The organism is Nonomuraea phyllanthi (assembly GCF_006334985.2).
GTDB lineage: Bacteria > Actinomycetota > Actinomycetes > Streptosporangiales > Streptosporangiaceae > Nonomuraea > Nonomuraea phyllanthi.
The window spans coordinates 140,452-164,646 of the sequence record NZ_VDLX02000023.1; the positions used below are offsets into that span (position 1 = coordinate 140,452).

The 24,195-nt window shown below is 69.7% G+C and carries 28 protein-coding genes and 1 tRNA gene; 24 read left to right on the top strand and 5 right to left on the bottom strand.

Features of this window, described 5'->3' with window-relative positions:
• The first annotated feature begins 4 nt into the window (after positions 1-4).
• The 3 genes from FH608_RS42970 to FH608_RS42980 all read left to right on the top strand — a co-directional run bounded on the left by FH608_RS42970 (position 5) and on the right by FH608_RS42980 (position 2,787).
• The gene (locus FH608_RS42970) at positions 5-769 is read left to right on the top strand and encodes a class F sortase (RefSeq protein WP_139636713.1); all 765 of its coding nucleotides are present in this window, start codon (positions 5-7) and stop codon (positions 767-769) included.
• A gap of 33 nt (positions 770-802) precedes the next feature.
• A complete protein-coding gene (locus FH608_RS42975) occupies positions 803-1,576 on the top strand; it encodes a hypothetical protein (RefSeq protein WP_139636715.1) in 774 nt (257 codons plus the stop codon).
• Between the two features lie 65 nt (positions 1,577-1,641).
• On the top strand, positions 1,642-2,787 hold the full coding sequence (locus tag FH608_RS42980; protein WP_139636717.1) for an acetyl-CoA C-acetyltransferase: 1,146 nt from the start codon (positions 1,642-1,644) through the stop codon (positions 2,785-2,787).
• A gap of 67 nt (positions 2,788-2,854) precedes the next feature.
• Here the strand turns inward: FH608_RS42980 and FH608_RS42985 are convergent, their stop codons facing one another.
• Positions 2,855-3,310, bottom strand: coding sequence for an Lrp/AsnC family transcriptional regulator (locus tag FH608_RS42985; protein WP_139636718.1), 456 nt, complete (start codon positions 3,308-3,310; stop codon positions 2,855-2,857).
• An 81-nt stretch (positions 3,311-3,391) separates the two neighbouring features.
• Here FH608_RS42985 and FH608_RS42990 point away from each other — a divergent pair, with 81 nt between their 5' ends.
• From FH608_RS42990 to FH608_RS43010, 5 genes are all read left to right on the top strand, one after another.
• A complete protein-coding gene (locus FH608_RS42990) occupies positions 3,392-4,636 on the top strand; it encodes an APC family permease (RefSeq protein WP_139636720.1) in 1,245 nt (414 codons plus the stop codon).
• 66 nt (positions 4,637-4,702) lie between these two features.
• Positions 4,703-6,574 (top strand): acyl-CoA dehydrogenase family protein, encoded by a 1,872-nt coding sequence (locus FH608_RS42995; protein WP_139636722.1) that lies wholly within the window; start codon positions 4,703-4,705, stop codon positions 6,572-6,574.
• A 200-nt stretch (positions 6,575-6,774) separates the two neighbouring features.
• Positions 6,775-8,049 carry an extracellular solute-binding protein gene (locus tag FH608_RS43000; RefSeq protein ID WP_226900416.1) on the top strand — a complete coding sequence of 425 codons (1,275 nt, stop codon included), beginning with the start codon at positions 6,775-6,777 and terminating at the stop codon, positions 8,047-8,049.
• Positions 8,050-8,118: 69 nt separating this feature from the next.
• Positions 8,119-9,003 carry a carbohydrate ABC transporter permease gene (locus tag FH608_RS43005; RefSeq protein ID WP_226900417.1) on the top strand — a complete coding sequence of 295 codons (885 nt, stop codon included), beginning with the start codon at positions 8,119-8,121 and terminating at the stop codon, positions 9,001-9,003.
• Positions 9,003-9,887, top strand: coding sequence for a carbohydrate ABC transporter permease (locus tag FH608_RS43010; RefSeq protein WP_193318945.1), 885 nt, complete (start codon positions 9,003-9,005; stop codon positions 9,885-9,887). The genes FH608_RS43005 and FH608_RS43010 overlap by 1 nt, the downstream gene beginning before the upstream one ends.
• Here the strand turns inward: FH608_RS43010 and FH608_RS43015 are convergent.
• Positions 9,880-10,623 (bottom strand): class I SAM-dependent methyltransferase, encoded by a 744-nt coding sequence (locus FH608_RS43015; protein ID WP_139636724.1) that lies wholly within the window; start codon positions 10,621-10,623, stop codon positions 9,880-9,882. The two genes, FH608_RS43010 and FH608_RS43015, sit on opposite strands and share 8 nt — an antisense overlap.
• A 124-nt stretch (positions 10,624-10,747) precedes the next feature.
• Between FH608_RS43015 and FH608_RS43020 the strand changes: the two genes are divergently transcribed.
• Positions 10,748-11,287 carry an RNA polymerase sigma factor gene (locus FH608_RS43020; RefSeq protein WP_139636726.1) on the top strand — a complete coding sequence of 180 codons (540 nt, stop codon included), beginning with the start codon at positions 10,748-10,750 and terminating at the stop codon, positions 11,285-11,287.
• Positions 11,274-12,086 carry a hypothetical protein gene (locus FH608_RS43025; protein ID WP_139636728.1) on the top strand — a complete coding sequence of 271 codons (813 nt, stop codon included), beginning with the start codon at positions 11,274-11,276 and terminating at the stop codon, positions 12,084-12,086. The genes FH608_RS43020 and FH608_RS43025 overlap by 14 nt, the downstream gene beginning before the upstream one ends.
• On the opposite strand, the gene FH608_RS43030 is transcribed toward FH608_RS43025, so the two are convergent.
• Positions 12,075-13,097, bottom strand: coding sequence for an adenosine deaminase (locus tag FH608_RS43030; RefSeq protein WP_139636729.1), 1,023 nt, complete (start codon positions 13,095-13,097; stop codon positions 12,075-12,077). The genes FH608_RS43025 and FH608_RS43030 overlap by 12 nt on opposite strands.
• Before the next feature lie 74 nt (positions 13,098-13,171).
• On the opposite strand from FH608_RS43030, the gene FH608_RS43035 reads away from it, so the two are divergent.
• Positions 13,172-13,708 carry a hypothetical protein gene (locus FH608_RS43035; protein ID WP_139636731.1) on the top strand — a complete coding sequence of 179 codons (537 nt, stop codon included), beginning with the start codon at positions 13,172-13,174 and terminating at the stop codon, positions 13,706-13,708.
• 31 nt (positions 13,709-13,739) lie between these two features.
• A complete protein-coding gene (locus FH608_RS43040; RefSeq protein WP_139636733.1) occupies positions 13,740-14,255 on the top strand; it encodes a hypothetical protein in 516 nt (171 codons plus the stop codon).
• Between the two features lie 13 nt (positions 14,256-14,268).
• Here FH608_RS43040 and FH608_RS43045 read toward each other — a convergent pair whose 3' ends face one another.
• Positions 14,269-15,477, bottom strand: coding sequence for a pyridoxal phosphate-dependent aminotransferase (locus FH608_RS43045; protein ID WP_139636734.1), 1,209 nt, complete (start codon positions 15,475-15,477; stop codon positions 14,269-14,271).
• A 161-nt stretch (positions 15,478-15,638) separates the two neighbouring features.
• Between FH608_RS43045 and FH608_RS43050 the strand changes: the two genes are divergently transcribed.
• The 8 genes from FH608_RS43050 (at position 15,639) to rplL (ending at position 20,890) form a co-directional block, all read left to right on the top strand.
• Positions 15,639-15,711: transfer RNA gene (locus FH608_RS43050), tRNA-Trp, on the top strand.
• Between the two features lie 78 nt (positions 15,712-15,789).
• Positions 15,790-16,035: a preprotein translocase subunit SecE gene (gene secE, locus FH608_RS43055; RefSeq protein ID WP_193318943.1), complete on the top strand. Its 246-nt coding sequence runs from the start codon at positions 15,790-15,792 to the stop codon at positions 16,033-16,035.
• Between the two features lie 95 nt (positions 16,036-16,130).
• Entirely contained in the window at positions 16,131-16,895 is a 765-nt protein-coding gene (gene nusG / locus FH608_RS43060; RefSeq protein ID WP_139636738.1) for a transcription termination/antitermination protein NusG, read from the top strand.
• 119 nt (positions 16,896-17,014) lie between these two features.
• Positions 17,015-17,446: a 50S ribosomal protein L11 gene (gene rplK, locus FH608_RS43065; protein ID WP_139636740.1), complete on the top strand. Its 432-nt coding sequence runs from the start codon at positions 17,015-17,017 to the stop codon at positions 17,444-17,446.
• Between the two features lie 64 nt (positions 17,447-17,510).
• Entirely contained in the window at positions 17,511-18,230 is a 720-nt protein-coding gene (rplA, locus tag FH608_RS43070) for a 50S ribosomal protein L1 (protein ID WP_139636742.1), read from the top strand.
• A 609-nt stretch (positions 18,231-18,839) separates the two neighbouring features.
• A complete protein-coding gene (locus FH608_RS43075; RefSeq protein WP_226900418.1) occupies positions 18,840-19,661 on the top strand; it encodes a LolA-like protein in 822 nt (273 codons plus the stop codon).
• Between the two features lie 238 nt (positions 19,662-19,899).
• The gene (rplJ, locus tag FH608_RS43080) at positions 19,900-20,424 is read left to right on the top strand and encodes a 50S ribosomal protein L10 (protein ID WP_139636744.1); all 525 of its coding nucleotides are present in this window, start codon (positions 19,900-19,902) and stop codon (positions 20,422-20,424) included.
• 70 nt (positions 20,425-20,494) lie between these two features.
• Positions 20,495-20,890 carry a 50S ribosomal protein L7/L12 gene (rplL, locus tag FH608_RS43085; RefSeq protein WP_139636746.1) on the top strand — a complete coding sequence of 132 codons (396 nt, stop codon included), beginning with the start codon at positions 20,495-20,497 and terminating at the stop codon, positions 20,888-20,890.
• A gap of 286 nt (positions 20,891-21,176) precedes the next feature.
• Here rplL and FH608_RS43090 read toward each other — a convergent pair whose 3' ends face one another.
• Positions 21,177-21,572, bottom strand: a complete 396-nt coding sequence (locus FH608_RS43090; RefSeq protein WP_139636748.1) for a nuclear transport factor 2 family protein — start codon at positions 21,570-21,572, stop codon at positions 21,177-21,179.
• An 88-nt stretch (positions 21,573-21,660) separates the two neighbouring features.
• Between FH608_RS43090 and FH608_RS43095 the strand changes: the two genes are divergently transcribed.
• The 4 genes from FH608_RS43095 to FH608_RS43110 form a co-directional block, all read left to right on the top strand.
• Positions 21,661-22,242, top strand: coding sequence for a TetR/AcrR family transcriptional regulator (locus FH608_RS43095; RefSeq protein WP_139636750.1), 582 nt, complete (start codon positions 21,661-21,663; stop codon positions 22,240-22,242).
• Positions 22,243-22,558: 316 nt separating this feature from the next.
• A complete protein-coding gene (locus tag FH608_RS43100; protein ID WP_139636752.1) occupies positions 22,559-23,059 on the top strand; it encodes a hypothetical protein in 501 nt (166 codons plus the stop codon).
• The gene (locus FH608_RS43105) at positions 23,056-23,553 is read left to right on the top strand and encodes a hypothetical protein (protein WP_193318944.1); all 498 of its coding nucleotides are present in this window, start codon (positions 23,056-23,058) and stop codon (positions 23,551-23,553) included. The genes FH608_RS43100 and FH608_RS43105 overlap by 4 nt, the downstream gene beginning before the upstream one ends.
• A 437-nt stretch (positions 23,554-23,990) precedes the next feature.
• Positions 23,991-24,195, top strand: a 205-nt coding sequence (locus FH608_RS43110) for a hypothetical protein (RefSeq protein ID WP_139629872.1), incomplete at its 3' end; no start/stop codon positions are given.

Genomic DNA, 24,195 nt, shown 5'->3' on the forward strand with positions numbered 1-24,195 from the left:
GGGCATGTCGGGGCACTATCCGTACGGCGATCCGTATGGCGGCGGCGGGGCGGTGCCACCGCCTGACGACAAGGGCAGCACGGCCCTCAGGACCGTGCTGATCGTGGCGGCCATCGCGGGCGTCGTCACCGTCGTGGCCGGGCTGCTGATCGTGCTCAAGTCCCCCGACGAGTACGGCCTGGCGAGCAACCGCGACGCCCTGGCGCTGCAGAAGCAGCCGAGCGGGAAGCCGGAGCAGGCGTTGTTCCAGGCGGGCCCCGACGTGCCGCCGCCGCTGCCGCAGATCACCCCGGCGCCTCCCATGATGCCGTCGACGCCGCTGCGGATCGTGATCAAGCGGCTGGGGATCAACGCCCCCATCGAGTCGGTCGGGCTGGCGAAGGACGGGACGATCGAGGTGCCCCCGCTGGACGACGCCAACCTGGTCGGGTGGTACCGGAACATGTCCACTCCGGGGGAGGCCGGGCCGGCCGTGCTGCTGGGGCACAAGGACACGAGGACGAGCACCGCGGTGTTCAGCAAGCTGTACCAGATCAAGAACGGCGACACCATCGAGGTCAAGCGCCAGGACAAGACGACCGCGGTCTTCACCGTGGGCGGTGTGGAGCAGGCCAGCAAGAAGACCTTCCCCACGCAGCGCGTCTACGGCGCCCAGGAGAACGCCCAGCTCCACCTCATCACCTGCGGCGGCACGTACGATCGCAGCATTGGGCACTACGCGGACAACATCATCGTCTACGCGACGATGACGAGCTCCTACAGAAGCTGAGAAGCCGAGGCGCGGAGGCGGGCTATGGGCTGGATGGCGAAGCGGAGACTGCGTACTGGCCCGACGGCGGCGCTGCCCGCGAAGCCGTCCCAGGCGGAGTTGCTGCGGATCGTGCGCCTGGCGGATCCCGGCGCACGCGCCGAGGGTGACGACATCGTGGCCAGCGACGTGCGGGTGTGCGCGCCCGTGGAGGCCGACGCCGCGCTGACCGGCGGCGAGCTGGAGAAGGTGTGGGCGGTGCGGGTGGCCGCCGAGGGCCCGCTGCCGCTCGACTTCTTCGACCGCTACCTCGCCGAGGGCCTGGCCTTCCGGCTCAAGGGGCTCGCGGTGTGCCGGGCGGAGGTGAGCGATCCGGCCGACGACCAGGAGAGCGGCCCGGCGGTCATCCTTCCGGTACGGCCCGGCGCCGAGGAGCTGTCGCCGCTGCTGGAGCAGGACGAGGACGACGAGTTCACCTTCACGGCCGGCGACATCAGGGCCGCGATCGTGCCGCAGAAGGGGCAGCCTCCGTCCGTACAGGAGTTGCTGCCGTTCGCCACCGAGCTGACCGCGATCGAGCTGCGCGGTGACGATCCGGCCAAGCTGGGCGCGCTGGCCCTGGAGCTGGCCGAGGCGTTGAACGGGTTGGCGGTGGATCGCTGGCGGTTCAGGTTCGACGCGGCGGAGGATCTGGTCCCGCCGGAGCGGGAGGGACGCGAGGAACCCGAGGGACGTCAGGACACCGAGGAGGGCGCCGGGGAAAGCCCCGCCGATGGCTCCGAGGAAGGCGGCGAGAGTGAGGAGGCTCCCGGCGCCACGCCCGCGTGAGTAGAACGTCGTTCTGTTGTAGTCTGCACCTAGTAACCGAATAATGCTCGGTTTCAGGAGGCACTGTGGCAGAGGCGTACATCGTCGGGGCGGTCCGCACCCCGGTCGGCAAGAAGAAGGGCGGGCTTTCCACCGTCCACCCCACTGACCTGGCCGCTCACACGCTCAAGGCGCTGATCGACCGCACCGGCGTCGACCCCGCGGCGGTCGAGGACGTCATCCTGGGGTGCGTCATGCAGTTCGGCCCCCAGAGCATGGACATCGCGCGAAATGCCTGGCTGTCGGCGGGTCTGCCCGAGACCACGGCCGGTGTCACGATCGACCGGCAGTGCGGCTCCTCGCAGCAGGCGATCCACTTCGCCGCCCAGGGCGTCATGTCCGGCACGCAGGACCTCGTCGTGGCGGGCGGCGTCGAGTCGATGAGCATCGTCCCCATGGGCGCCTCCATCACGGCGGCGCTGGAGAAGGGCATGCCTTTCCCGTTCGGCCAGAAGTGGGGCGAACGGTACGGCAAGCAGGAGATCTCCCAGTTCCGCGGCGCCGAGCTGATGTGCGAGAAGTGGGGCTACACGAGGGACGTGCTGGAGCAGTACGCGCTGGAGTCCCACCAGCGGGCCGCCAAGGCCATCGCGAACGGCCACTTCAAGGACCAGATCGCCCCGATCAACGGCGTCGAGGACGACGAGGGCCCGCGGGCCGACACGACGCTGGAGAAGATGGCCTCGCTCAAGACGCTGAAGGAGGGCGGCCAGATCACCGCCGCCACCTCCTCGCAGATCTCCGACGGCTCGGGTGCGGTGCTGATCGCCTCGGAGCAGGCGGTCAAGGACCACGGCCTGACGCCGCGTGCCCGCATCCACCAGCTCGCCCTCATGGGCGACGACCCGGTCTACATGCTGACCGCGCCCATCCCCGCCACCCGGCGGGCGCTCAAGAAGGCCGGCATGTCGATGGCCGACATCGACGTCGTGGAGATCAACGAGGCGTTCGCGCCGGTGCCGCTGGCCTGGATGAAGGAGCTGGACGCCGACCCGGCCCGGGTGAACCCCAACGGCGGCGCCATCGCGCTCGGCCACCCGCTCGGCGGGACCGGCGCGATCCTGATGACCAAGCTGCTGTACGAGCTGGAGCGCACGGGCGGCAGGTACGGCCTGCAGACGATGTGCGAGGGCGGCGGCCAGGCCAACGTCACCGTCATCGAAAGGCTCTGACACCGGCACTGTCGTAACACCGGCGGGCCCCAGGGCGCCGCCGGTGTCGTCGTGCGGGATCAGGGTGTCAGGTCAGCCGCTCAGGGACGGCGTTGTGCACCTGCTGGAAGATCATCGATGTGCGGAAGCCGACGATCTCCTTGCGCTTGCTCAGCCGGTCGAGCAGGAACGAGTGCAGATGGTCCAGATCGGGCACCGCCACGTGCAGCAGGAAGTCGTCACCGCCCGCCAGCACGAACAGGCTGAGCACCTCCGGCATCGCCGCCGCCGACGACTTGAACGAGTTGATCACCGCCCGGCTCAGCGGCCGTACCTGGACCGAGACCAGCGCCTGCACGCCGCGGTTGAGCGCGGCCGGGTCGATGTCGGCGTGGTAGCCGCGGATGACGCCGCGCCGGGTGAGCGACCTGACCCGCTCCAGGCAGGTGGAGGGCGCGATGCCGAGCTGCCGCGCCAGCTCCCGGTTGGACTGTCGCGCATCCGTTTGGAGCAGCCGTACGATCTCCGAATCAAGTTCGTCCATGGTGCGATGTTCGCATGTGATTCCGGCCGTTCGTTCGGTATGCCCCCATGGTGACCGAATGAGTGCACTAGTTTCGGCCGCATGTCGGAACATCGGATCGGTGCGGGGCACGGCACGGCGTTGCTGGTCGGAGCGGTGCTGGGGCCGGGCATGCTGGTGCTGCCGCACCTCGCCGCCGAGGCCGCCGGGCCCGCGTCGGTGCTGGCCTGGGCGGGGCTGCTCGCGCTGAGCGTGCCCGTCGCGCTGACGTTCGCCGCGCTCGGCGCCAGGTACCCCGACGGCGGCGGCGTGGCGAGCTTCGCCGGGCTGGCGTTCGGCCGGCCGGCCGCCGCCGTGGCCGGCTGGTGGTTCTACGGCGCCGTGCCCATCGGCACCGTCGCGGGCGCGCTGGTGGGCGGCCGATACGTCGAGGCCACCCTCGGAGTGCCCGCCGTCCTGGTGGCGTGCTTCATCCTGCTGGCCGCCTTCGGCGCCAACGCCGTGGGGCTGCGCACCTCGGGACGCCTGCAGATCGTCCTCGTCGGCCTGCTCGTCGCCCTGCTGGCCGCCGCCGTGGTCACCGCCGCGCCGCACGCCGACCCGGCCAACTTCACCCCGTTCGCCCCGTACGGCGCCGCGGGTGTGGCGGGCGCGGCCGGCGTGCTCATGTTCGCCTTCGTCGGCTGGGAGGCGGCCAGCCACCTGTCGGCGGAGTTCGGGAGCGGGAAGAACGGCCTGGTCAGGGCCACCGTGGTGAGTCTCGCCGTGATCGCCGTCCTGTACGCGGGCGTCTCGGTCACCTCCGTCGCCGTGCTCGGCGCCGACATGGGCGGCGTGCCGCTCAGCGACATGCTGGAGATCGGCATCGGTCCCGCCGCGCGGCCGGTGACCGGGGTGGTGGCGGTGCTGCTGACGTTCGGGGCCGTCAACACCTACGTCGCCGGGGCCGCCCGGCTCGGCGCGGCGCTGGCCAGGGACGGCGCGCTGCCCGGCTGGTTCGCCAGGGGAGGGGCGCCGGGGGAGACGCCGTACCGGAGTCTCGGGCTGCTGGTCGTGCTGAGCGTGCCCGTGCTGGTCTGGCCCGTGGTGATGTGGGGAGTGGATCTTGACCTGCTCATGCGGGCCACGTCGGCGTGCCTGGCCGCCGTGACGGCGGTGGGCGTGGCCGCGGCCGTGCGGATGCTGCCCGCCGGGCGGCACAGGAACACCGCCGTCGTGGGGGCCGGGATGTCGTTCGCGGCGCTCGCGTTCTGCGGCGTCTACCTCGTGGTTCCCGCCGTGCTGGCGCTGGTGGCGGTCGTGGTGCTGAAAGCGAATGCTCGCCGTTCGTACAAATTCCGGTTATAAACGGCGCATGGTGCCGTCGGAGGGGCAGTACTCCTAGCACATGACGGCGCATCGTCGGGAGGTGCCATGACCGAGCACACCAAGTACGCGGAGTCCAGAGAGGTCGGCGAGCAGGCTCGCGAGCAGGAGTGGACGCGGCCCAGCTTCGCCAAGCAGCTCTTCCTCGGCGACTTCCGGCTGGACCTGGTCCATCCCGTGCCGCGGCTCTCCGACGAGGCGACCACGCGGGGCGAGGAGTTCGTCAGGGCGGTGCGGCGCTTCCTCGACACGAGCGTGGACCCCGCGCTCATCGAGCGGACCGCGCAGGTGCCCGACGAGGTGGTGAAGGGCCTGGCGGAGCTCGGTGCGTTCGGCATCACGATCGGCGAGGAGTACGGCGGGCTCGGGCTGCCCTACCTGTACTACTGCCGCACCCTCATGCTCGTCGGGTCGTACTGCCCGGCGCTGGCCACCCTGCTGTCGGCGCACCAGTCGATCGGCGTGCCGCAGCCGCTCAAGCTGTTCGGCACGGAGGAGCAGAAGCGGGAGTTCCTGCCCAGGTGCGCGCGGGGCGAGATCTCCGCCTTCCTGCTGACCGAGCCCGACGTCGGCTCCGACCCAGCCCGGCTGTCCACCACCGCGGTCCGCGACGGCGACGACTACGTGATCGACGGCGTCAAGCTGTGGACGACCAACGGCGTGGTCGCCGACCTGCTCGTCGTCATGGCCCGGACCGGCAAGAAGATCAGCGCGTTCGTGGTCGAGGCCGACTCTCCCGGCATCACGGTCAAGCGCCGCAACGGCTTCATGGGGCTGCGCGGCATCGAGAACGGCGTCACCGAGTTCACCCAGGTCAGGGTGCCCGCCAAGAACATGATCGGCCAGGAGGGCCAGGGCCTGAAGATCGCCCTGACCACGCTCAACACCGGCCGCCTGTCGCTCCCGGCCACCTGCGCGGGCAGCACCAAGTGGGCCGTCAAGATCGCCCGGGAGTGGGGCTGCGAGCGGGTCCAGTGGGGACGCAAGGTCGGCAAGCACGAGGCCGTGGCCACCAAGATCGCATTCATCGCGGCCAGCGCGTACGCACTGGAGGCCGTCAGCGAGCTCACCGCCCGCCTGGCCGACGACCAGCGCAACGACATCAGGATCGAGGCGGCGCTGGCCAAGCTCTACTCCTCCGAGCTGTCGTACCGGGCGCTCGACGAGCTGGTCCAGATCAGGGGCGGGCGCGGCTACGAGACCGCCGAGTCGCTCGCGGCGCGCGGCGAGCGCGGCGTGCCCGCCGAGCAGATGCTGCGCGACTCCCGCATCAACCGGATCTTCGAGGGCTCCAGCGAGATCATGCACCTGATGATCACGCGCGAGGCGGTGGACGCGCACCTGTCGGCCGCCGGCGAGCTGATCAACCCGGACGCCTCCGCCCAGGAGCGCGCACAGGCCCTCGGCCGGGCCAGCCGCTTCTACGCCAAGTGGCTGCCCACGCTGGTGGCCGGCACCGGCAACCTGCCCACCTCGTACGCCGCCTTCGGCCCGCTGGCCCAGCACCTGCGTTTCGTGGAGCGGACCAGCAGGAAACTGGCCAGGTCCACCTTCTACGGCATGTCCCGCTGGCAGGGCAGGCTGGAGCACAAGCAGTCGTTCCTCGGCCGGATCGTGGACATCGGAGCCGAGCTGTTCGCCATGACGGCCGCCTGCGTCAAGGCGGAGGAGGACGCGGGCGACCTGGGGCGCCGGCCGTACGAGCTGGCCGACACCTTCTGCCACCAGGCGCGGCGCCGCGTCGAATCGCTGTTCGACGAGCTCTGGGACAACAGCGACGCCGGCGACGTGCGCCTGGCCGGCTACGTGCTCGAAGGCCGCTACGACTTCCTGGAGGAGGGCATCCTCGACCCCAGCATCGAGGGGCCGTGGATCGGCACGCCCGAGGGTGGCGAGAGCGTGCGGAGGAAAATCCTCTGACGTCCGGTCTAGACCGGTCGTCGCCTTTCAGCCGTCTTGGTGTTGCCAAACTGATACGAGCCGGTATAGACCGGCTCCGCGGCCCAGGCTTACGCTGGCGCAAACGCGTCGAGCCGCGCGCTCGCGCGCCTCATCCCCCGGGCGTGGCCCGTCAGCTGGTACGGACCAGCGGCCCGCCCCACGAGAAGGCGGTATCACCAGTGAACATCAAGCTTGTGGGCGGCGCCGCTCTCGGCCTTGCCACGGTGCTGGTCCTGTCCAGCTGCGGATCCGGCGGTTCGGGCGGTTCCGGTGGCGATGACCAGGCGTCCGGCGGCGGGCAGGTCACGCTGAAGATGGTCGCCGCCGACTACGGCAGCGGCCCCGGCAAGCCCGACTCGGGCGAGAACTTCTGGAAGGGCGTCGTGGACGAGTTCCAGGCGGCCAACCCGAACATCAAGGTCGACGTCCAGGTCATCAACTGGAACGACATCGACAAGCAGGTCGCCACCATGATCCAGAACGGTCAGGTGCCCGACATCCTGCAGACCGGCGGCTACTCCGGCTTCGTCAACGACAGCCTGCTCTACAAGGTCGACGAGGTGCTGTCGCCGGAGGTCTCGGGCGACATGCTGCAGAAGTTCTCCGACTTCGGCAAGGTCGACGGCACCGCGTACGGCATCCCGTTCGTCTCCTCCGCCCGCGCCCTGTTCTACAACAAGGACCTGTTCGAGAAGGCCGGCATCGCCGAGCCGCCGAAGACGTGGGACGAGCTCAAGGCCGACGCCGAGAAGCTGAAGAAGGCCGGCGTCACGCAGCCGTTCGGCCTGCCGCTCGGCCAGGAGGAGGCCCAGGCCGAGTCGTTCCTGTGGATGCTCGGCAACGGCGGCGGCTACCAGGACGCCTCCGGCAAGTGGGCGATCAACTCGCCGCAGAACGTCGAGACGTTCACGTACATGAAGGGCCTGGTCGAGGCGGGCCTGACCACTCCCAACCCGGGCACCAAGGACCGCAAGACGGTCTGGGAGGACTTCGGCGCCGGCAAGGTCGGCATGGTCAACGGCGGCCCCATGTCCATCCCGATCTTCGACGCGGCCGGGCTGAAGAACTACGGCGTCGCGCCCATCCCCGGCAAGGCAGGGCCGCTCGACACCACGCTCGGCGTCATGGACTGGATCATGGCGTTCAACAAGAACGGCCACGCCGCCGAGATCAAGAAGTTCTTCGACTTCTTCTACACCGGCAGCGCCGCCCAGAAGATCTCCGACACCTACAAGCTGCTGCCCGTCACCAACGGCGGCATCAAGAAGCTGGAGGGCGACGAGAAGCTCAAGCCGTTCCTCGACGCGCTGCCGAACGCCAGCTTCTACCCCTTCACCGACCCCAAATGGGAGGCGGTCAGCGCCCAGGTGAAGCAGACCATCGGCGGGGCCGTGTCCGACGACCCCGCCAAGGTCCTCGGTGATCTGCAGAAGACCGCCGAAGCGGCCGGCTGATCCGTCGGGGGTCCGTGCGGCCGGCGCCTTCTCCCGCGCGCCGGCCGCACCGTCTTGGGAAGGTTGCTCATGAGAAGGTTGCGCGCCCTGGAGCCCCTCGCGTGGGTCGGGCCCGCCGTGGTGCTGATCGCGGTGGTCGTGCTCTGGCCCGTGATCGAGATGATCAGGTCGTCGTTCCTCAAGATCAGTCGGTTCGGCATCGTCCAGGGGAGCAACGGCGCCGCCAACTACGAGAAGCTCTTCGGCGAGAAGGACTTCGCCGACATCATGGTCCGCAGCGTGATCTGGGTGGTCGCGGTCGTCGCGCTCACCGTGCTGATCTCGCTGGCCCTCGCCCAGCTGTTCAACCAGCGCTTCCCGCTGCGCAAGGTCGCCCGCTGGGCGCTCATCGCGCCGTGGGCCGCGTCGGTGCTGATGACCGCGATCATCTTCAAGTGGATGCTCGACCCCGAGGTCGGCGTGATCAACCAGATCCGGCTGAAGCTCGGGCTGATCGACGCGATGGGCGGGGCCGCGGCCGACCAACTCGGCAACGCCTCCACCGCCATGCCGTGGCTGGTGTTCGTGGCCGTCTTCGTGTCCGTGCCGTTCACGACGTACGCGCTGCTGGCCGGGCTGTCGACGATCTCCGCCGACGTCTATGAGGCGGCCAAGATGGACGGGGCCGGGCGGCTGCGGACCTACTGGTCGATCACCCTGCCGCTGCTGCGCCCCGCGCTCACCGTGGCGGCCCTCATCAACGTCATGAACGTCTTCAACAGCTTCCCCATCATCTGGGCCATGACGCACGGCCAGCCCGGCTACTCCACGGCCACCTCGACGATCCTCATGTTCATCCTCAAGAGCTCGGACATCGGCGAATCCGCGGCCATGTCCGTCGTCAACTTCGGCATGGTGATCGTCCTGACAGCGATCTTCCTCAAGGTCTCGCGCTGGAACAAGGAGGTGGCGTGATGGCCGTCAACACCGTACGGACCGCACCCGCCAGGCCGAAACAGCACGCCAGGCCGGTCGCGCGGCGCCGGATGCCGCGGCTGCGGACCGTCGTCGTCGCGGCCGCCGCGTACGTGATCGCGCTGATCTTCCTGTTCCCGTACGTGGTGATGCTGCTCACCTCGCTGCGCGCCCAGGAGTCGCTGCGCGACGTGGCGTTCTGGCCGGACGAGTGGGTCTGGTCCAACCTCGCCAACTTCTGGACCAGCGGCCTGGCAGGCAACCTGTGGGTGACGCTCAAGGTCGCCGGCGGCTCGACCGTGCTGGTGCTGCTGGTGGCGCTGCCCGCCGCGTACTACTCGGCCAGGCACAACTTCAGGGGGCGCACGGCGTTCCTGATCCTCGTGCTGATCACCCAGATGTTCCAGCCGACGGCCATGCTCGTGGGCATCTACCGCGAGTTCTACCAGTTCGGGCTGGTCGACTCGGTCTGGTCGCTCATCCTGGTCAACGCCGGGTTCAACCTGGCCTTCGCGGTGTGGATCCTGAACGCCTACTTCGCCTCCATCCCGCGCGAGCTGGAGGAGGCCGCGTTCATCGACGGCAACGGGCGCTTCGGCGCGCTGTTCAGGATCACGCTGCCGCTGGCCATGCCGGGCGTCATCACGGCGCTGATCTTCACGTTCATCGCCGCGTGGAACGAGTTCGTGGTCGCCCTGACGCTGACCACGACGCCCGAGAACCAGCCGCTCACCGTGGCGCTCAACTCGTTCATCGGCCAGTATCAGGTCGACTGGCAGAACCTGTTCGCCGGCTCCGTGATCGCCACCATCCCCGTGATCATCCTCTTCGCGCTGATCGAGCGGAAGGTGGTCGGCGGCCTCACCGCCGGGTCCATCAAGTGAGCGGCCTCGGCACCCTGGCCACGCAGAAGACGGTCTGGCCGAACGGTGGCCTGATGAACCGCTCGATCAGGCGGGTCGTCGGGACCACCGTGCGGTCGTAGATCTTGACCAGACGCGGGTCAGGGTAGCCGACGCCGCCCCGGCGCACCGCCGCCCACCAGGCGATGCCGCCCAGGAAGTTGATCGGCTTGAGCACCTCGACGTCGAGGCCCGCCCGCGCCACCGTCGCGCCCAGCGTCTTGGGCGTGTAGCGCTGGACATGCCCCACCTTGCGGTCGAAGTCGCCGTAAAGCTGCATGTAGCCGGGCACCCAGATGATGATCCGCCCGCCCGGCAGCGTGACCCGCGCCAGCGAGCGCAGCGCCTCGGCGTCGTCCTCGATGTGCTCCAGGACGTTCATCATGACGACCGTGTCGACCTTGTCCTCGAGCGGGATGTCGGTCGGCAGGCCGAACTGCAGCACGCCGATCTCGTCGCGACCGGCGAACCGCTTCTCCAACTGCTCGACGCAGTAGGGGTCGAAATCGCTCACGACCAGCCGGTCGAGGCGCGGCAGGAACTGCTCGGCGAAGTGGCCGAGGCCCGAGCCGATCTCCAGCATCGACCGCCCGACGTGCGGGGCGACCATGTCGAACTCGTACTGCCGATAGTTCCTGGCCTCGTCGCCACCGAGGTGGTTCTCCAAGGCCTCGTCACCGGCCGCCGGTTGCACCACACGGTCATACCCAGAAGACATAGTCCCGTTCCTTCAAGGGGCTCATGGATTGCCCGAGTCTAATGCCCCGATCACCGGCAGGGTTCACATCATGCGGAAAGAGCCTTCCCCCCGAGGGCCCTCATGGGGTGGAATCTGACTCGCCATGGACGACGACGAGGCTGTCGAGCGCTCGCTCGCCGGTGACCTTTCCGCCTATGAGGCGCTGGTCGCCCGCTACAGCGCGCTCGCCCACCGTACCGCCGCCATGCTCGGCGCGGGCGACGAGGCCGAGGACGTCGTGCAGGAGGCCTTCGTCAAGGCGTACCGGCACCTGGCGAGCTTCCGCAGGGACGCGCCGTTCCGGCCGTGGCTGCTGCGGATCGTCGCCAACGAGACCCACAACCTCACCCGCTCGCGGGGGCGCCGCTCGGAGCTCGCGCTGCGGCTCGGCGCCACCGCTCCCGTGGCCGCGCCCGACGACCCCGAGGGCGCGGCGCTGGCCACCGACCGGCGCTCCCGCCTGCTCGACGCCGTACGCCGGCTGCCCGAGCGGGAACGCCAGGCCGTCGTCTGCCGGTACTTCTTACAGCTGTCCGAGGCGGAGACGGCACAGGTGCTCGACTGGCCCGTCGGCACCGTCAAGTCCAGGACGCATCGGGGGCTGGCCCGGCTGAGGGAGGAGGTGGGCAATGAGTTCGCGTGAGCCTTTCGACGAGCCGGACGGACCGGACGAGTCGGGTGTGCCGGGCGAGCTGAGCGGGCCGGGCGGCCTGGACGCGCTGGAGGCCGAACTGCTGGCGCTCGGGGACGACCTCGACGTGCCCGCCCCGCCGCCCGCCGACGTCGCCGCCGCCGTACGCGCCCGCCTCGCTGCCGCGCCCCCTGCCCCTGCACCCCATGCCCCCGAGCCCCATGCGCCGGTGCGCCGGCGTGCGAGGTGGAAAGCGAGGTGGAAGGTGGTCGCGGCCGTCGTCATCGCCGTCGTCGCCATCACCGCCGCCACCCCCCAGGGCCGGGCCGCCGTCGTGCGGGTGCTGCGCTTCGCCGGCGTCGAGTTCCAGATCGGCGACACGCCGCCCCCGCCCGTGCGGACCACCGCCCCCATCCCCGGCGAGCATCCTGCGGACACCGCGCCGTTCCCGGTCAGGACGCCGAAGGCGCTCGGGCCGCCCGAGCGCACCACCGTCGCCGACCACGGCAGGGTCGTGTCCATGTTCTGGCCCGGCGGCGTCCGGCTTGACCAGTTCGACGGCACCCTGGACCCGGTCTTCTTCAAGAAGCTCGGCCCGCCCTGGCCCGACTACGTCAAGGTCGCCGGCCGCACCGCCTGGTGGATCCCCGGCGCGCACCCGCTCGGCTACCTCACCCGCGAGGACGGCACCGAGCTGCCCCTCCGCCAGGCCGGGCCCACCCTCGTCTGGCAGCAGGGGACGACGGGCTACCGCCTGGAAGGGCTCAAGACCAGCGACGAGGCCGTCCGCGTCGCCGAATCACTCGAATGAGCTCGTCAGCCAGTCGTCGATGCCTTTGAGCAGTTCCTTGCGCACCGACTCGGGGGCCGTCGACGACCGTACGGACTGGCGGGCCAGCTCGGCCAGCTCCGCGTCGCTGAAGCCCAGGACCTCCCGGGCCAGCTCGTACTGCCGCAACAGCCGCGCCCCGAACAGCAGCGGGTCGTCGGACCCCAGGGCGATCGGCACCCCCGCGTCGAACAGCCGCCGCAGCGGCACGTCGGCCGGCCGCTCCGCCACGCCCAGCCCCACGTTGGAGGTGGGGCAGATCTCGCAGCAGATCTGCCGGTCGGCCAGCCGCTGCATCAGCCGGTCGTCGTCCGCCGCCCGCACCCCGTGGCCCACCCGGTCGGCGCCCAGGTCGTCCACGCACTGCGCGACGCTGCGCGGGCCCATCAGCTCGCCCCCGTGCGGCACGGCCAGCAGCCCGCCCCGCTTGGCGATCCTGAACGCCCGCTCGAAGTCCCTGGCCTCGCCCCGCCGCTCGTCGTTGGAGAGCCCGAAGCCGACCACGCCCTTGCCGGCGTACTGGGTGGCGAGCCTGGCCAGCGTGTTCGCGTCGAGAGGGTGGCGGGTCCTGTTGGCGGCCACGACGATCGCGATCCCGACCCCCGCGTGCTCGGACGCCTGGCGGGCCGCGTCCAGCGTCAGCTCCAGCGTGGCGGTCAGGCCGCCGAAGCGCTGCGCGTAACCCGACGGGTCGACCTGGATCTCCAGCCACCGCGACCCGGCCACCGCCTCGTCCTCGGCCGACTCGCGCAGCAGCCGGTAGACGTGCTCGGGGCGGGTCAGCACCGACCTCGCGATGTCGTACAGCCGCTGGAACCTGAACCAGCCGCGCTCGTCCGTGGCCCGCAACCGCGGCGGCCAGTCCTGCTCCAGCGCGTCGGGCAGGTGCAACCCCTGATCCCTGGCCAGCTCGATCAGCGTGGAATGCCGCATCGATCCGGTGAAGTGCAGGTGCAGATGGGCCTTGGGAAGCGCGATCAGAGGCCTTGCCATTCGCATATCTTGCCACTTCACCCCGGGGGAACATCCGGTGGTACGGACAACCCCGAACGGGGGATCAAGAAGGCATGATCCCCGAGGAGCCACCCGGTGCCGGGCAGGGACGGCGGGCGGTGCTCGCGTTGCTGGCGTTCGCGGTGACGGCGCTGATCATCTATCTGCTCTTCGCCTCCGGCTTCGGCCGTCCCCGGCCCGCCGCCGTGGCCGCCCCCGCGGCCGTGCCGGCGCCGCAGAGGGCCGCGCTCGCCGTGGTCTCCGGCGACCTCTGGCTCACCTACCTGCCCGCCGGGCTGGAACGCAGCGGCGGGGGAGCGGTCGAGCCGTCGGGGGCGTGGGCCAGGTTCGGCACGGCCGGCCGGTTCGTCGAGGCGCAGGTGGAGCCGGCCGCCGACTGGGCGAGCTACCAGAGGCGGGCCACCGTGCTCGACCCCCGCTCCACCGTCGTGCGCGGCAGGCCCGCGGTGGCCGGTCGCGCGCCCGGCGGCGGCCGCCTGATCGTCTGGCTCGAACGCGCGGGCACGGGCGCCTGGATCCGGGTCAGCGACTCGCTCGCCGGCGAACTGGTGCCTATTGCCGCCTCCGTCAAAGGTCCTGTAGGAGACTAGGAGCCCTTTCCACGCGTTTCCTGGGGGGTCGATGCGGCGTCTGGCAGCGGTGCTCCTCATGTGCGCGGTGGCGGGCTGCCGCGGCGGCGACCTGCCGGTGACCGTGGAGGAGCCGCCCGCCGCGCCGCCCACGCCGCTCAGGGGCCCCTCGCTGGCCTGTGAGAGCTCCGGGGTGCGCCTGCCCGCCATGCCGGGCGCGCTCACCCGGGCGGGCTCGTTCGGCCGCCTCGACTCGCTCAGGCAGCCGCTGGAGGTCAAGGGGCTGATCTGGCGGGAGAGCGACGAACGGGTGTACGTCGGCGTGGTGTGCGGGGTGCGCAGGGCCGAGGAGTTCGCCACGCTGGTCGCCAGATCTACGCTCACGGCGTACAAGGGCAGGCCGGCGCTGCGCTGGACCACGCGCACCGGCCTGAGCAACTTCATGTGGCTGGAGCGGCCCGGCACCGCCGTCTACATCGCCGCGACGCCCGGCTGGGCCGCCCAGATCAGGCAGATCGCCGCGGGCGTCACCCCCAGCCCGGCGCGCTCGGCCGGGTCGGCTCACTGATTCTCAGTGCGCCTCAGTGCGCCTCTGACAGCAGCTTGCCCATGCGGCTGACGCCCTCGGCCAGGTCGTCGTCGCCGAGCGCGTACGACAGGCGGAAGTAGCCCGGCGTGCCGAACGCCTCGCCCGGCACCACCGCCACCTCGGCCTCCTCCAGGATCAGCTCGGCCAGCTCGGCGGACGAGCCCGGCCGCCTGCCGCGCAGCTCCTTGCCGATCAGCTCCTTCACCGATGGATATGCGTAGAACGCCCCCTTCGGTTCCGGGCAGAACACGCCCGGGATCTCGTTGAGCATCCTGACCATCGCCTGCCGCCGCCGGTCGAACGCCGAACGCATCTCCGCCACCGCCGACAGGTCGCCGGAAACGGCGGCCAGCGCGGCCATCTGGGAGACGTTGGAGACGTTGGAGGTCGCGTGCGACTGCAGGTTGGTGGCCGCCTTGACGACGTCGTTCGGGCCGATCAGCCAGCCCACGCGCCAGCCCGTCATCGCGTACGTCTTGGCCACGCCGTTGAGGATCACCACCCGGTCGCCCAGCTCGGGGACGGCCGTGGCGATGCTGGTGAACTCGGCGCCGCCGTACACGAGGTGCTCGTAGATCTCGTCGGTGACCACCCACAGGCCGTGCTCAGCCGCCCAGCGGCCGATCGCGACCGTCTGCTCGCGGGAGTGAACGGCGCCCGTCGGGTTGGACGGCGAGACGAACAGCAGGACCTTCGTCCGCTCCGTGCGCGCCGCCTCCAGCTGCTCGACGCTCGCCAGATAGCCCGTGGACTCGTCGGTCACGACGTCGACCTGCACCCCGCCGGCCAGCTTGACCGCCTCCGGATAGGTCGTCCAGTAGGGCGCCACGACCAGGACCTCGTCGCCCGGGTCGAGCAGCGTCGCGAACACCTCGTAGACCGCCTGCTTGCCGCCGTTGGTGACCAGCACCTGCGACGCCTCGACGGCGTAGCCCGAATCGCGCCGCGTCTTGGCGGCGATGGCCTGCTTGAGCTCCGGCAGGCCGCCCGCCGGCGTGTACTTGTGGAAGCGCGGCTCGCGGGCCGCCTGGATCGCCGCCTCGACGATGTAGCCGGGCGTCGGGAAGTCTGGCTCGCCCGCGCCGAAGCCGATGACGGGGCGGCCCGCCGCCTTCATCGCCTTGGCCTTGGCGTCCACGGCGAGCGTGGCGGACTCGGAGATCGCGGAAATTCTCGCGGAGATGCGGGGTCGGTCGGACATGCGTCCATGCTCGCATGTGCTCGGTGACCTGGGGGATCAGGAATGGGTTCGACGTACCAGGCAATCCCCCGTATGCTTTCGCTCGGTCCTTCCGCACAGCATGTCGGCGAGCGGTTCGGTCCAAGCAGTGAGTCGATCAGGGTAGTCTGATCTGACGACATAGGGCACTGGCGCAATTGGTAGCGCACCGGTCTCCAAAACCGGCGGTTGGGGGTTCGAGTCCCTCGTGCCCTGCGAGTGCGGTCCGCGCAATAATGGGCGTGTAAGCGCGCCGCAAAACTGCGTTGGATACGACGATTTCAGGTGAGGACTGTGGCGATCGACACGCGCGGCGAGACCGCAGGCAAGCCGGGTGGCGAGAAGAAGACCAGAACTTCACCTGCCCTTTTCTACCGGCAGGTCGTCAACGAGCTTCGCAAGGTCATCTGGCCGACCCGCAAGGACCTCATCACCTACACCACGGTCGTGCTGATATTCGTTCTGATCATGGTCGCGGTCGTGTACGGGCTGGACAGCGCCCTGGGATGGGCGGTCCTCAAGGTCTTCGGCGGCGAATGATCCCGGGCGATTGATCCCGGGCACCGCCGGTGTCGCTTGACGGAGTCGCCATTCGATACGTTCCAGATCGAAGAGACGAAAGAGGAAGAGTCACCGTGTCCGAGTCTTCAGTTCCGGCGGACGAGTCCCGCGAGGAGTGGGGCGACGAGCTGGAAGAGGCCACCGAGGAGGCCGCCGAGGCGGCGCTCCAGGAGGCCGAGGTCGCGGAGGGCGACGAGGCAGCCGATGCCGAGGCTACCGCCGTCGAGGACGATGCGGTGCTTCCCGACGTCGACCCCGTCGAGGAGTTCAAGAGCTCGCTGCGCGGCCTTCCCGGCGAGTGGTACGTCATCCACTCCTACGCCGGTTACGAGAACCGCGTGAAGTCCAACATCGAGAGCCGCAACGTGTCGCTCAACATGGAGGACTACATCTACCAGGTCGAGGTGCCGACGCACACCGTCCAGGAGTTCAAGAGCGGCAAGAAGGTGCCGGTCAAGGAGCGGGTGCTGCCCGGCTACGTGCTGGTGCGCATGGAGCTCACCGACGAGTCCTGGGCCGCCGTGCGCAACACGCCCGGCGTGACCGGCTTCGTCGGCCTGTCCAACAAGCCGAGCCCGCTCAGCCTCGACGAGGTCGCCAAGCTGCTGGCGCCCGAGCCGACCGAGGAGACCAAGAAGGCCGCGGCCAAGACGACCACGGGTCCGACGGTCGAGTTCGAGATCGGCGAGTCCGTCACCGTCATGGACGGCCCGTTCGCCACGTTGCCCGCGTCGGTGAGCGAGATCAGCCCCGAGTCGCAGAAGCTCAAGGTGCTCGTCTCGATCTTCGGCCGCGAGACGCCGGTCGAGCTCTCGTTCAACCAGGTCTCGAAGATCTAGGACCATCACCTACACTTAGACGTTCGGCTGGCCGCCTGTCGCGAGGGCGGCCTCCGACATGTCCGGGTCGCAATCCGCGGCCCTGACAGGCATCGCAATCAGGACCCGGAGAAGGACACATGCCTCCGAAGAAGAAGATCGCCGCCCTGGTGAAGGTCCAGCTCCCCGCTGGACAAGCCACCCCGGCGCCGCCCGTGGGTACCGCGCTCGGTCCCCACGGCGTCAACATCATGGACTTCGTCAAGCAGTACAACGCCGCGACGGAGGCCCAGCGGGGCAACATCATCCCCGTTGAGATCACCATTTTCGAGGACCGCAGCTTCAGCTTCATCACGAAGACGCCGCCGGCCCCCGAGCTCATCAAGAAGGCTCTCGGCCTCGACAAGGGCAGTGCGGTTCCCCACCGCGACAAGGTGGGCAAGCTCAGCCGCGAGCAGCTGCGCAGCATCGCCGAGACGAAGATGCCCGACCTCAACGCCAACGACATCGAGGCGGCCGAGAAGATCATCGCCGGCACCGCCCGGTCGATGGGCATCACCGTCGCCGACTAGGTTTTCCGCAAGCCGTGGGAGGGCCCGTCGCACGGGCTCGCCGTACCACTCAGGAGTCAAAGCAATGAAGCGCAGCAAGGCGCACAAGGACGCGGCCGCCAAGGTCGACCGCGACAAGCTCTACTCGCCGGCCGACGCCGCGAAGCTGGCCAAGCAGACCTCGACCACGAAGTTCGACGCGACCGTCGAGGTCGCGCTGCGCCTCGGCGTCGACCCTCGCAAGGCCGACCAGATCGTGCGCGGCACGGTCAACCTCCCGCACGGCACCGGCAAGACCGCCCGGGTCCTGGTCTTCGCGACCGGTGACCGTGCCGAGGCAGCCCGCGAGGCGGGCGCCGACATCGTCGGCGCCGACGAGCTGATCGACGAGATCTCCAAGGGCAACCGGCTCAACGAGTTCGACGCCGTGGTGGCCACGCCCGACCTCATGGGCAAGGTGGGTCGCCTGGGCCGCGTGCTCGGCCCGCGCGGTCTCATGCCCAACCCGAAGACCGGCACGGTGACGCCCGACGTCGCCAAGGCCGTGACGGAGATCAAGGGCGGCAAGATCGAGTTCCGCACCGACCGGCAGGCCAACCTGCACTTCATCATCGGCAAGACGTCGTTCGACGAGCGCCAGCTCATCGAGAACTACGCCGCCGCCCTTGACGAGGTGCTGCGTCTCAAGCCGTCCGCGGCCAAGGGGCGTTACCTGAAGAAGGTCACGTTCTCCACGACGATGGGGCCGGGCGTCCCGGTCGACCCCAACATCACCCGCGGCCTGACCTCGGAGACCGCCGAGTAGCAGATCCAGCGGCACCAGAGCCCCGTCCGGTTCTCCGGGCGGGGCTTTTCGCTTCCCTTTCTGCCCGTTGCGGCAGGCTGAGGCGACCGCCCCCCCTTTTTCATCGTTACGGCAAGCCGTGGCGACCGCCACCCGCCGTACGGGGCTGAGGGCCTCCAGGAGAACGGCCTCTGACCCGCACGTGGCCGGCCGCCGTGACGTGCGCACGGTAGCCCGGCAGACCGATACCGGCACCCCACCCGCCTTTCCTCGCCGCCGCTGGGCGGTGCGAGCGGTGCCCGCCTTCCGCCCGGGTCGGGCTGCTGCTGGGCCGTGCGACTGCCGGCAGCCCGCTCGCGTTCCGCCCACGCCGCGGTGTGCGAACGGCACCGGCAGCCCGCTCGGGTTCGGTCGTCGCCGGGCCGTGTGACGGGTGCCGGCAGCTCGTTCGCGTTCCGCCGGCGCCGGGGTGGGTGACCGGCACCGGCACCCACCCGTGTCCCGTCGCCCCGCAGTGGGAATCGGGGTTGTGAAGGGAATGTGTGGAGTGTGTGGGGGATAACCCTGGGTTTTCCCCTAAATGTGCGGGGAAGTCGCTACGGCGGTGAAACTTAAACGTAGGGTCAAGACATGCTGAAGCGCACGATAGGACTCACCGCGGCCGGTGCCGCGCTCGTCGTAGCGGCGGTCGCCGGTTGTGGATCGAACGCACAGCCCATCCAGGTCAACCTGGCCGCCTCAGAGGTGCTCGCGCAGGCCGCGCAGAAGACCGCGGAGGTCACCAGCTACACGGTCGACGCCGTGGTCGACGTCACGCACCCGCAGGAGGGCTCGGGCAAGGTGCAGGGGCACATGCTCTACCAGAGCAAGCCCCAGCTCGCCGTGGACCTGACGCTGGACACCGTCGACATGGGCGGCAGGAGCCTGCCGGGCGGTGCGCGCGCCGTGCTGCAGGGCGACACCGTCTACGTCAAGGTCGACGCCCTCAAGGACCTCGTCGGGGCCACGAAGCCGTGGATCAAGGTCTCGCTCAGCGACATGGGCGACTCCGGCCAGGTGAACCAGTACCTGACGCAGATCCAGCAGTTCGACCTCGGCAACGTGACCAAGCTGGTGACCGCGTCCCAGGACGTCAAGTCGGTCGGCAACGAGAGCGTCAACGGCGAGGACACCACCCACTACAGCGGCTCGTTCCCGGTCGACGCGGCCGTGCAGCTGCTGCCCGCCGACAGGCAGGAGCAGGCCCGTACGAACCTGGCCGAGCTCAAGGACGTCAAGTTCGACATCTGGGTGGCCGCCGACGGCCTCCCCCGCAAGCTCGCCCTGAACGGTTCCAAGGAGGGTGCGACGCTCGACGCCACCCTGCTCTTCAAGGACTTCAACGAGCAGGTCGCCATCGAGACCCCGCCCGCGGACCAGGTCGGAGAGCTGCCCAAGGGCACAACCAACTGAGAACGATTTGGAAACTCGGCGGCCAGCCCGTACTCTGGTCGTTGCCGAAGACCGCCGGTCGTCGTCGGGTGCCTCAAAGCCCGGCGACCGAAGGATCCACGTCACGTGGACGGCCCGCGCAGGTGTGATGCGAGTTTCCTGCATGGTGTGATCCATGTGCGAGCCCCGTGTGCGCCCTGCGCCCGGGGCTGTTCTCATTTCTGGGCCTTCCCCCGGTGGCACATCTGGAAGGAGGCCCATGGCGAGGGCGGATAAGGCGACAGCGGTTGCCGAGCTCAAGCGTGAGTTCGAAGGCAGCGCCGCCGCCGTTCTGACCGAGTACCGCGGTCTCACCGTCGCGCAGCTCAAGGAGCTGCGCACCTCTCTCGGTGAGAATGCGAAGTTCGCCGTGGCGAAGAACACCCTGACCAAGATCGCGGCCAACGAGGCCGGTCTGGCGGGCCTCGACGGCCTGCTCGCCGGTCCGACCGCGATCGCCTTCGTCAACGGCGACGTTGTCGAGGCGGCCAAGGGTCTGCGCGACTTCGCCAAGGCCAATCCCCTTCTGGTGATCAAGGGTGGCGTTCTCGAGGGCAAGACCCTCGACGCCGCTGAGATCACCAAGCTCGCCGACCTCGAGTCCCGCGAGGTTCTCCTCGCGAAGCTGGCTGGTGCGCTCAAGGCGAAGCAGAGCGCTGCTGCCGCTGTGTTCGCCGCGCTGCCGACGCAGATGGCTCAGCTGGCCGACGCCCTGCGCGCCAAGCGCGACGAGGCGGGCGAGTAGCACGGGGGTTGCCGCAACACCGCGGTCCCGTTCCTAGTTTTCTGCAAGTCCTAAACGTAAGGAAAACATCATGGCGAAGCTCAGCACCGACGAGCTGCTCGACGCGTTCAAGGAGATGACCCTCCTCGAGCTGTCCGAGTTCGTGAAGCAGTTCGAAGAGGTCTTCGACGTCAAGGCCGCCGCCCCCGTCGCGGTCGCCGCCGCCCCCGCGGCCGGTGGCGCCGGCGCCGAGGCCGCCGCTGTCGAGGAGCAGGACGAGTTCGACGTCGTCCTCGAGGCTGCCGGCGACAAGAAGATCCAGGTCATCAAGGAGATCCGCGCCCTCACGTCCCTGGGCCTCAAGGAGGCCAAGGACCTGGTGGACGGCGCTCCCAAGCCGGTCTTCGACGGCAAGGTCAACAAGGAGCAGGCGGAGAAGGCCAAGGCTGCCCTCGAGGGCGCCGGCGCGACCGTGACCGTGAAGTAACTTTCCCCTTCACGACAGCTCTTACGGGAAGAGGCGGACACACCCTGGTGCCGGGTGTGCCGCCTCTTTTCGCATGTCCGGAGCCTTTAGGGGCCGGCCGGGTCTGAGCGGCCCGCGTGGGCCGGGCGCCCGACGTGTGCGAGAGGCCGACCTGCCCCGCCGGGCCCCGCGGCGGCAGCCGCTCGGCCGCCCGCTGCGCACGCCGGCCGGATGCGCCTGAGGCCGCGATGGAGCCCTCCGGCGGCAGGCGCGGGGGAGGCGTGGGGCGCTTGAAGGCGCGCAGGGGTCAGGGGGCGGTTGCGGCTCTCACCTGGCTGATGGCGCTGGTGTCCATGTAGTCCCTGGTGTGGATGATCCGGCCGTTCCTGATCCGCAGCACGAGCAGGCCGGGGACCGTGACCCGCTGCCCGGCCGCCACGACGTGCGTGTTCTGCTCCACCACCACGACCTCCGGATCCGTCGTCCGATGGAGCGCGACCCGCCGCACCTCCTCGGCCTCGAACGCGGACCCGCCCCACATCGCGCGGTAACCCGTACGGACCGCCTCCCTCCCCTCGAACGGCGGCGGCCCCCCGAACGGGAACTCGTGCAGCGCGTCCTCCGCGTAGAGGTCGGCCAGCTCGTCGGGCGACTTGTGCAGCATGGCCGCGTGGTACGCGGTGACGATCTCGTCGATGGACATGGAGAACCTCTCATTCGCTCAACAGGCGTTGACTCAACGAGCGTAGAGCGAAGGAGGCGATTCGGTCAACGCATGTAGAGTCAGGGCCGTGGGCGAGAGAGGGGTTCCGCGGGCCGAGCGGCGGCGCCGTACCGAGGAGAAGATCCTGGGGGCGGCCCGTACGCTCTTCGCGGAAGTGGGGTTCGAGCGGGCCACCATCAGGGCCATCGCCAGGGCGGCCGGGGTCGATCCGGCCCTCGTGATGCAGTACTTCGGCACCAAGCAGGAGCTCTTCCAGCAGGCCGCGCGGGTCACGCCCGTCGCGGACGGCGAGCTGACCGCGGAGGAGGTCGTCGAGCACGTGCTCGCCTCGCTCTCCGTGAAGATGGGCGAGGTGCCCCAGGGCTCCCTGGCCATGATGCGGTCGATGCTCACGCACCCCGAGGCGGCCGCGTCGGCGCGGCAGGTGCTCGGCGAGCAGATCGACCGGCTGGCGGCGGCCATCCCGGCGGAGGACGCGCGGCTGCGCGCGGCGCTGCTGACGACGATCATGCTGGGCGTAGCCGTCGGCCACCAGCTGCTGGAGCTCGACGAGCTGCGTGGCGTGTCCTCGGACGAGATCGCCCGCCTGCTGCGGCCCAGCCTCCGGGCGCTGACGGCCGAGCAGGTGGCCGGCGACCGAACGGGGTGACCCCGCCGCCGGGAGCGCCCCTGAGGGCCGTACGGACGCGCTCATGACCCCGCGGCCGGGGGCCGCACGCGGGCGGACGGGCTCGTGACCCGGCCCGGCCTCCACCTCCACGGCCTCGGCTGAGTCCCGGACGCCTCGGGGTCGGTCCATGGCGCCCACGGTGGCGTGACGCACGCTCAGCGGGCCTCTGAGAGCCTTCTGGAGGCGTTTGCGGCGATGGAGACTCCCTGACCGATTCCTACTCGGTTGATTGAGGGGCTCCGGACGCGGATGGCGCGTTATGATCCGGCGGACCGGCCGAGGGAGGGGAGCAGATGTGGCAGGATTCGGCGCCCGGCCTGCCCGCATCCTGATCGCCGCCCTCAGCGGAGTCCTCGCGGTGCTGGTCGGTTCAGGCGTGTGGATCGCCGCGCAGGCGCGCGAGGAGCAGGGCAGGGCAGGCGACAGGCGGGCGGCGCTCCGGGCAGCGGGGGCCCACGCGAAGAATCTGATCTCGCTCGACTACAAGACCGTCGACGCCGATGTGAAGCGCATCATCGAGTCCTCGACGGGGGAGGCGAGGAAGGAGTACGAGGCCACGGCGGCCAAGCTCAAGTCCACCACGGTCGAGAACAGGGTCGTCCAGCACGGCGTGCTGCGCGCGACAGGGCTGGTCTCGATGACGGGGACGACGGCGAAGGTGCTGGTCGTGGCCGATGTGGAGATCCGCTGGGACGGCTCGAAGAGCCCGCCGCAGGAGCGGTACTACCGGTGGTCGATGGAGGTGACCAAGGCCGGCGGCGTCTGGCTGGTGTCGAAGGCGGTGCAGGTGAAGTGAGGACGTTCGCGATCGTGCTGCTGGGCGTCCTCGTGCTCGTCGGCGGTGTGCTGGTGCCCACGATGTGGTTCAACCTGCGGGACCTGCGCGCGGCCGAGGCGGCGGCGGTCGAGGCGGTGGCGGCGGCCAGGGCGGCGGCGCCCGACCTCCTGTCGTACGACTACCGCACGGTGGAGGCGGACCTGGCGCGGGCCGGCACGCACACCACCGGCGCGCTGACCGAGCACTACAGGCAGCTGACCACGTCCCTGGTGTCGAGGGCCAGGGCGCAGAAGATCGTGCAGACCGTGGCCGTGGCGGGTGCCGGGGTGGAGCGCGCGGAGCCCGACCGCGTAGAGGTTCTGCTGTTCGTGAACATGGGTACGGTCAAGGAGACCTCGGGCAAGACCGGGCTCCAGCAACAGTTCACCCAGAACCGGGCCAGGTTCGTCATGGTCCGGCAAGATTCGCGCTGGCTGGTGGCCGACATGTCGACCCTGCTCGGGACCGCCTGAGGCCCCCGGCGCGCCGCTACGTTCAATTGTTACCAAAAATCAGGTTTAGCGAAGCCTAAGGAACGGGTACCTCAGTCACAGCTACACCGGTTGTCGGCATGGGTTCGACCCCCGGTGTGACGGAGCGTTAACCGCCCCCGTTCGCGGGTATCGTCTTGGGGCCTGGCGGTAGGCGACCGGTCACACAGGGGAGAAAACCCAGCGTCCGGGCCCCTAGTCGGCTAAAAGTCGGGCTTGTGGGCTTGACGTTTCCGCCTGAACGGGCGATGCTGCGACCAACGTGGAGCATGCAGCGAGAGCGAAGTGGACAGGCGTGTGCCGTTCGGCTACACTGCCCCTTTGCGCTGCCCTTTGACGACCCGCGATGCTTGCTCACGTTGCGAGGTTGTCTGGCGTGCGTGTAGTCAGTCCGCCGCGAGCCCTCGGAAGGACATCTGTTGGCAGCCTCGCGCAACGCCTCCGCCGTACCCGCTGGTCCCCGTCGCGTGTCTTTCGCGCGCATCCAGGAGCCCCTTGAAGTTCCTGATCTTCTGGCCCTGCAGACCGAGTCTTTCGACTGGTTGCTCGGAAACGAGAAGTGGAAGGCCCGGGTTGAGGCGGCTCGCCAGGCCGGGCGCAGGGACGTCCCGACGCAGTCGGGCC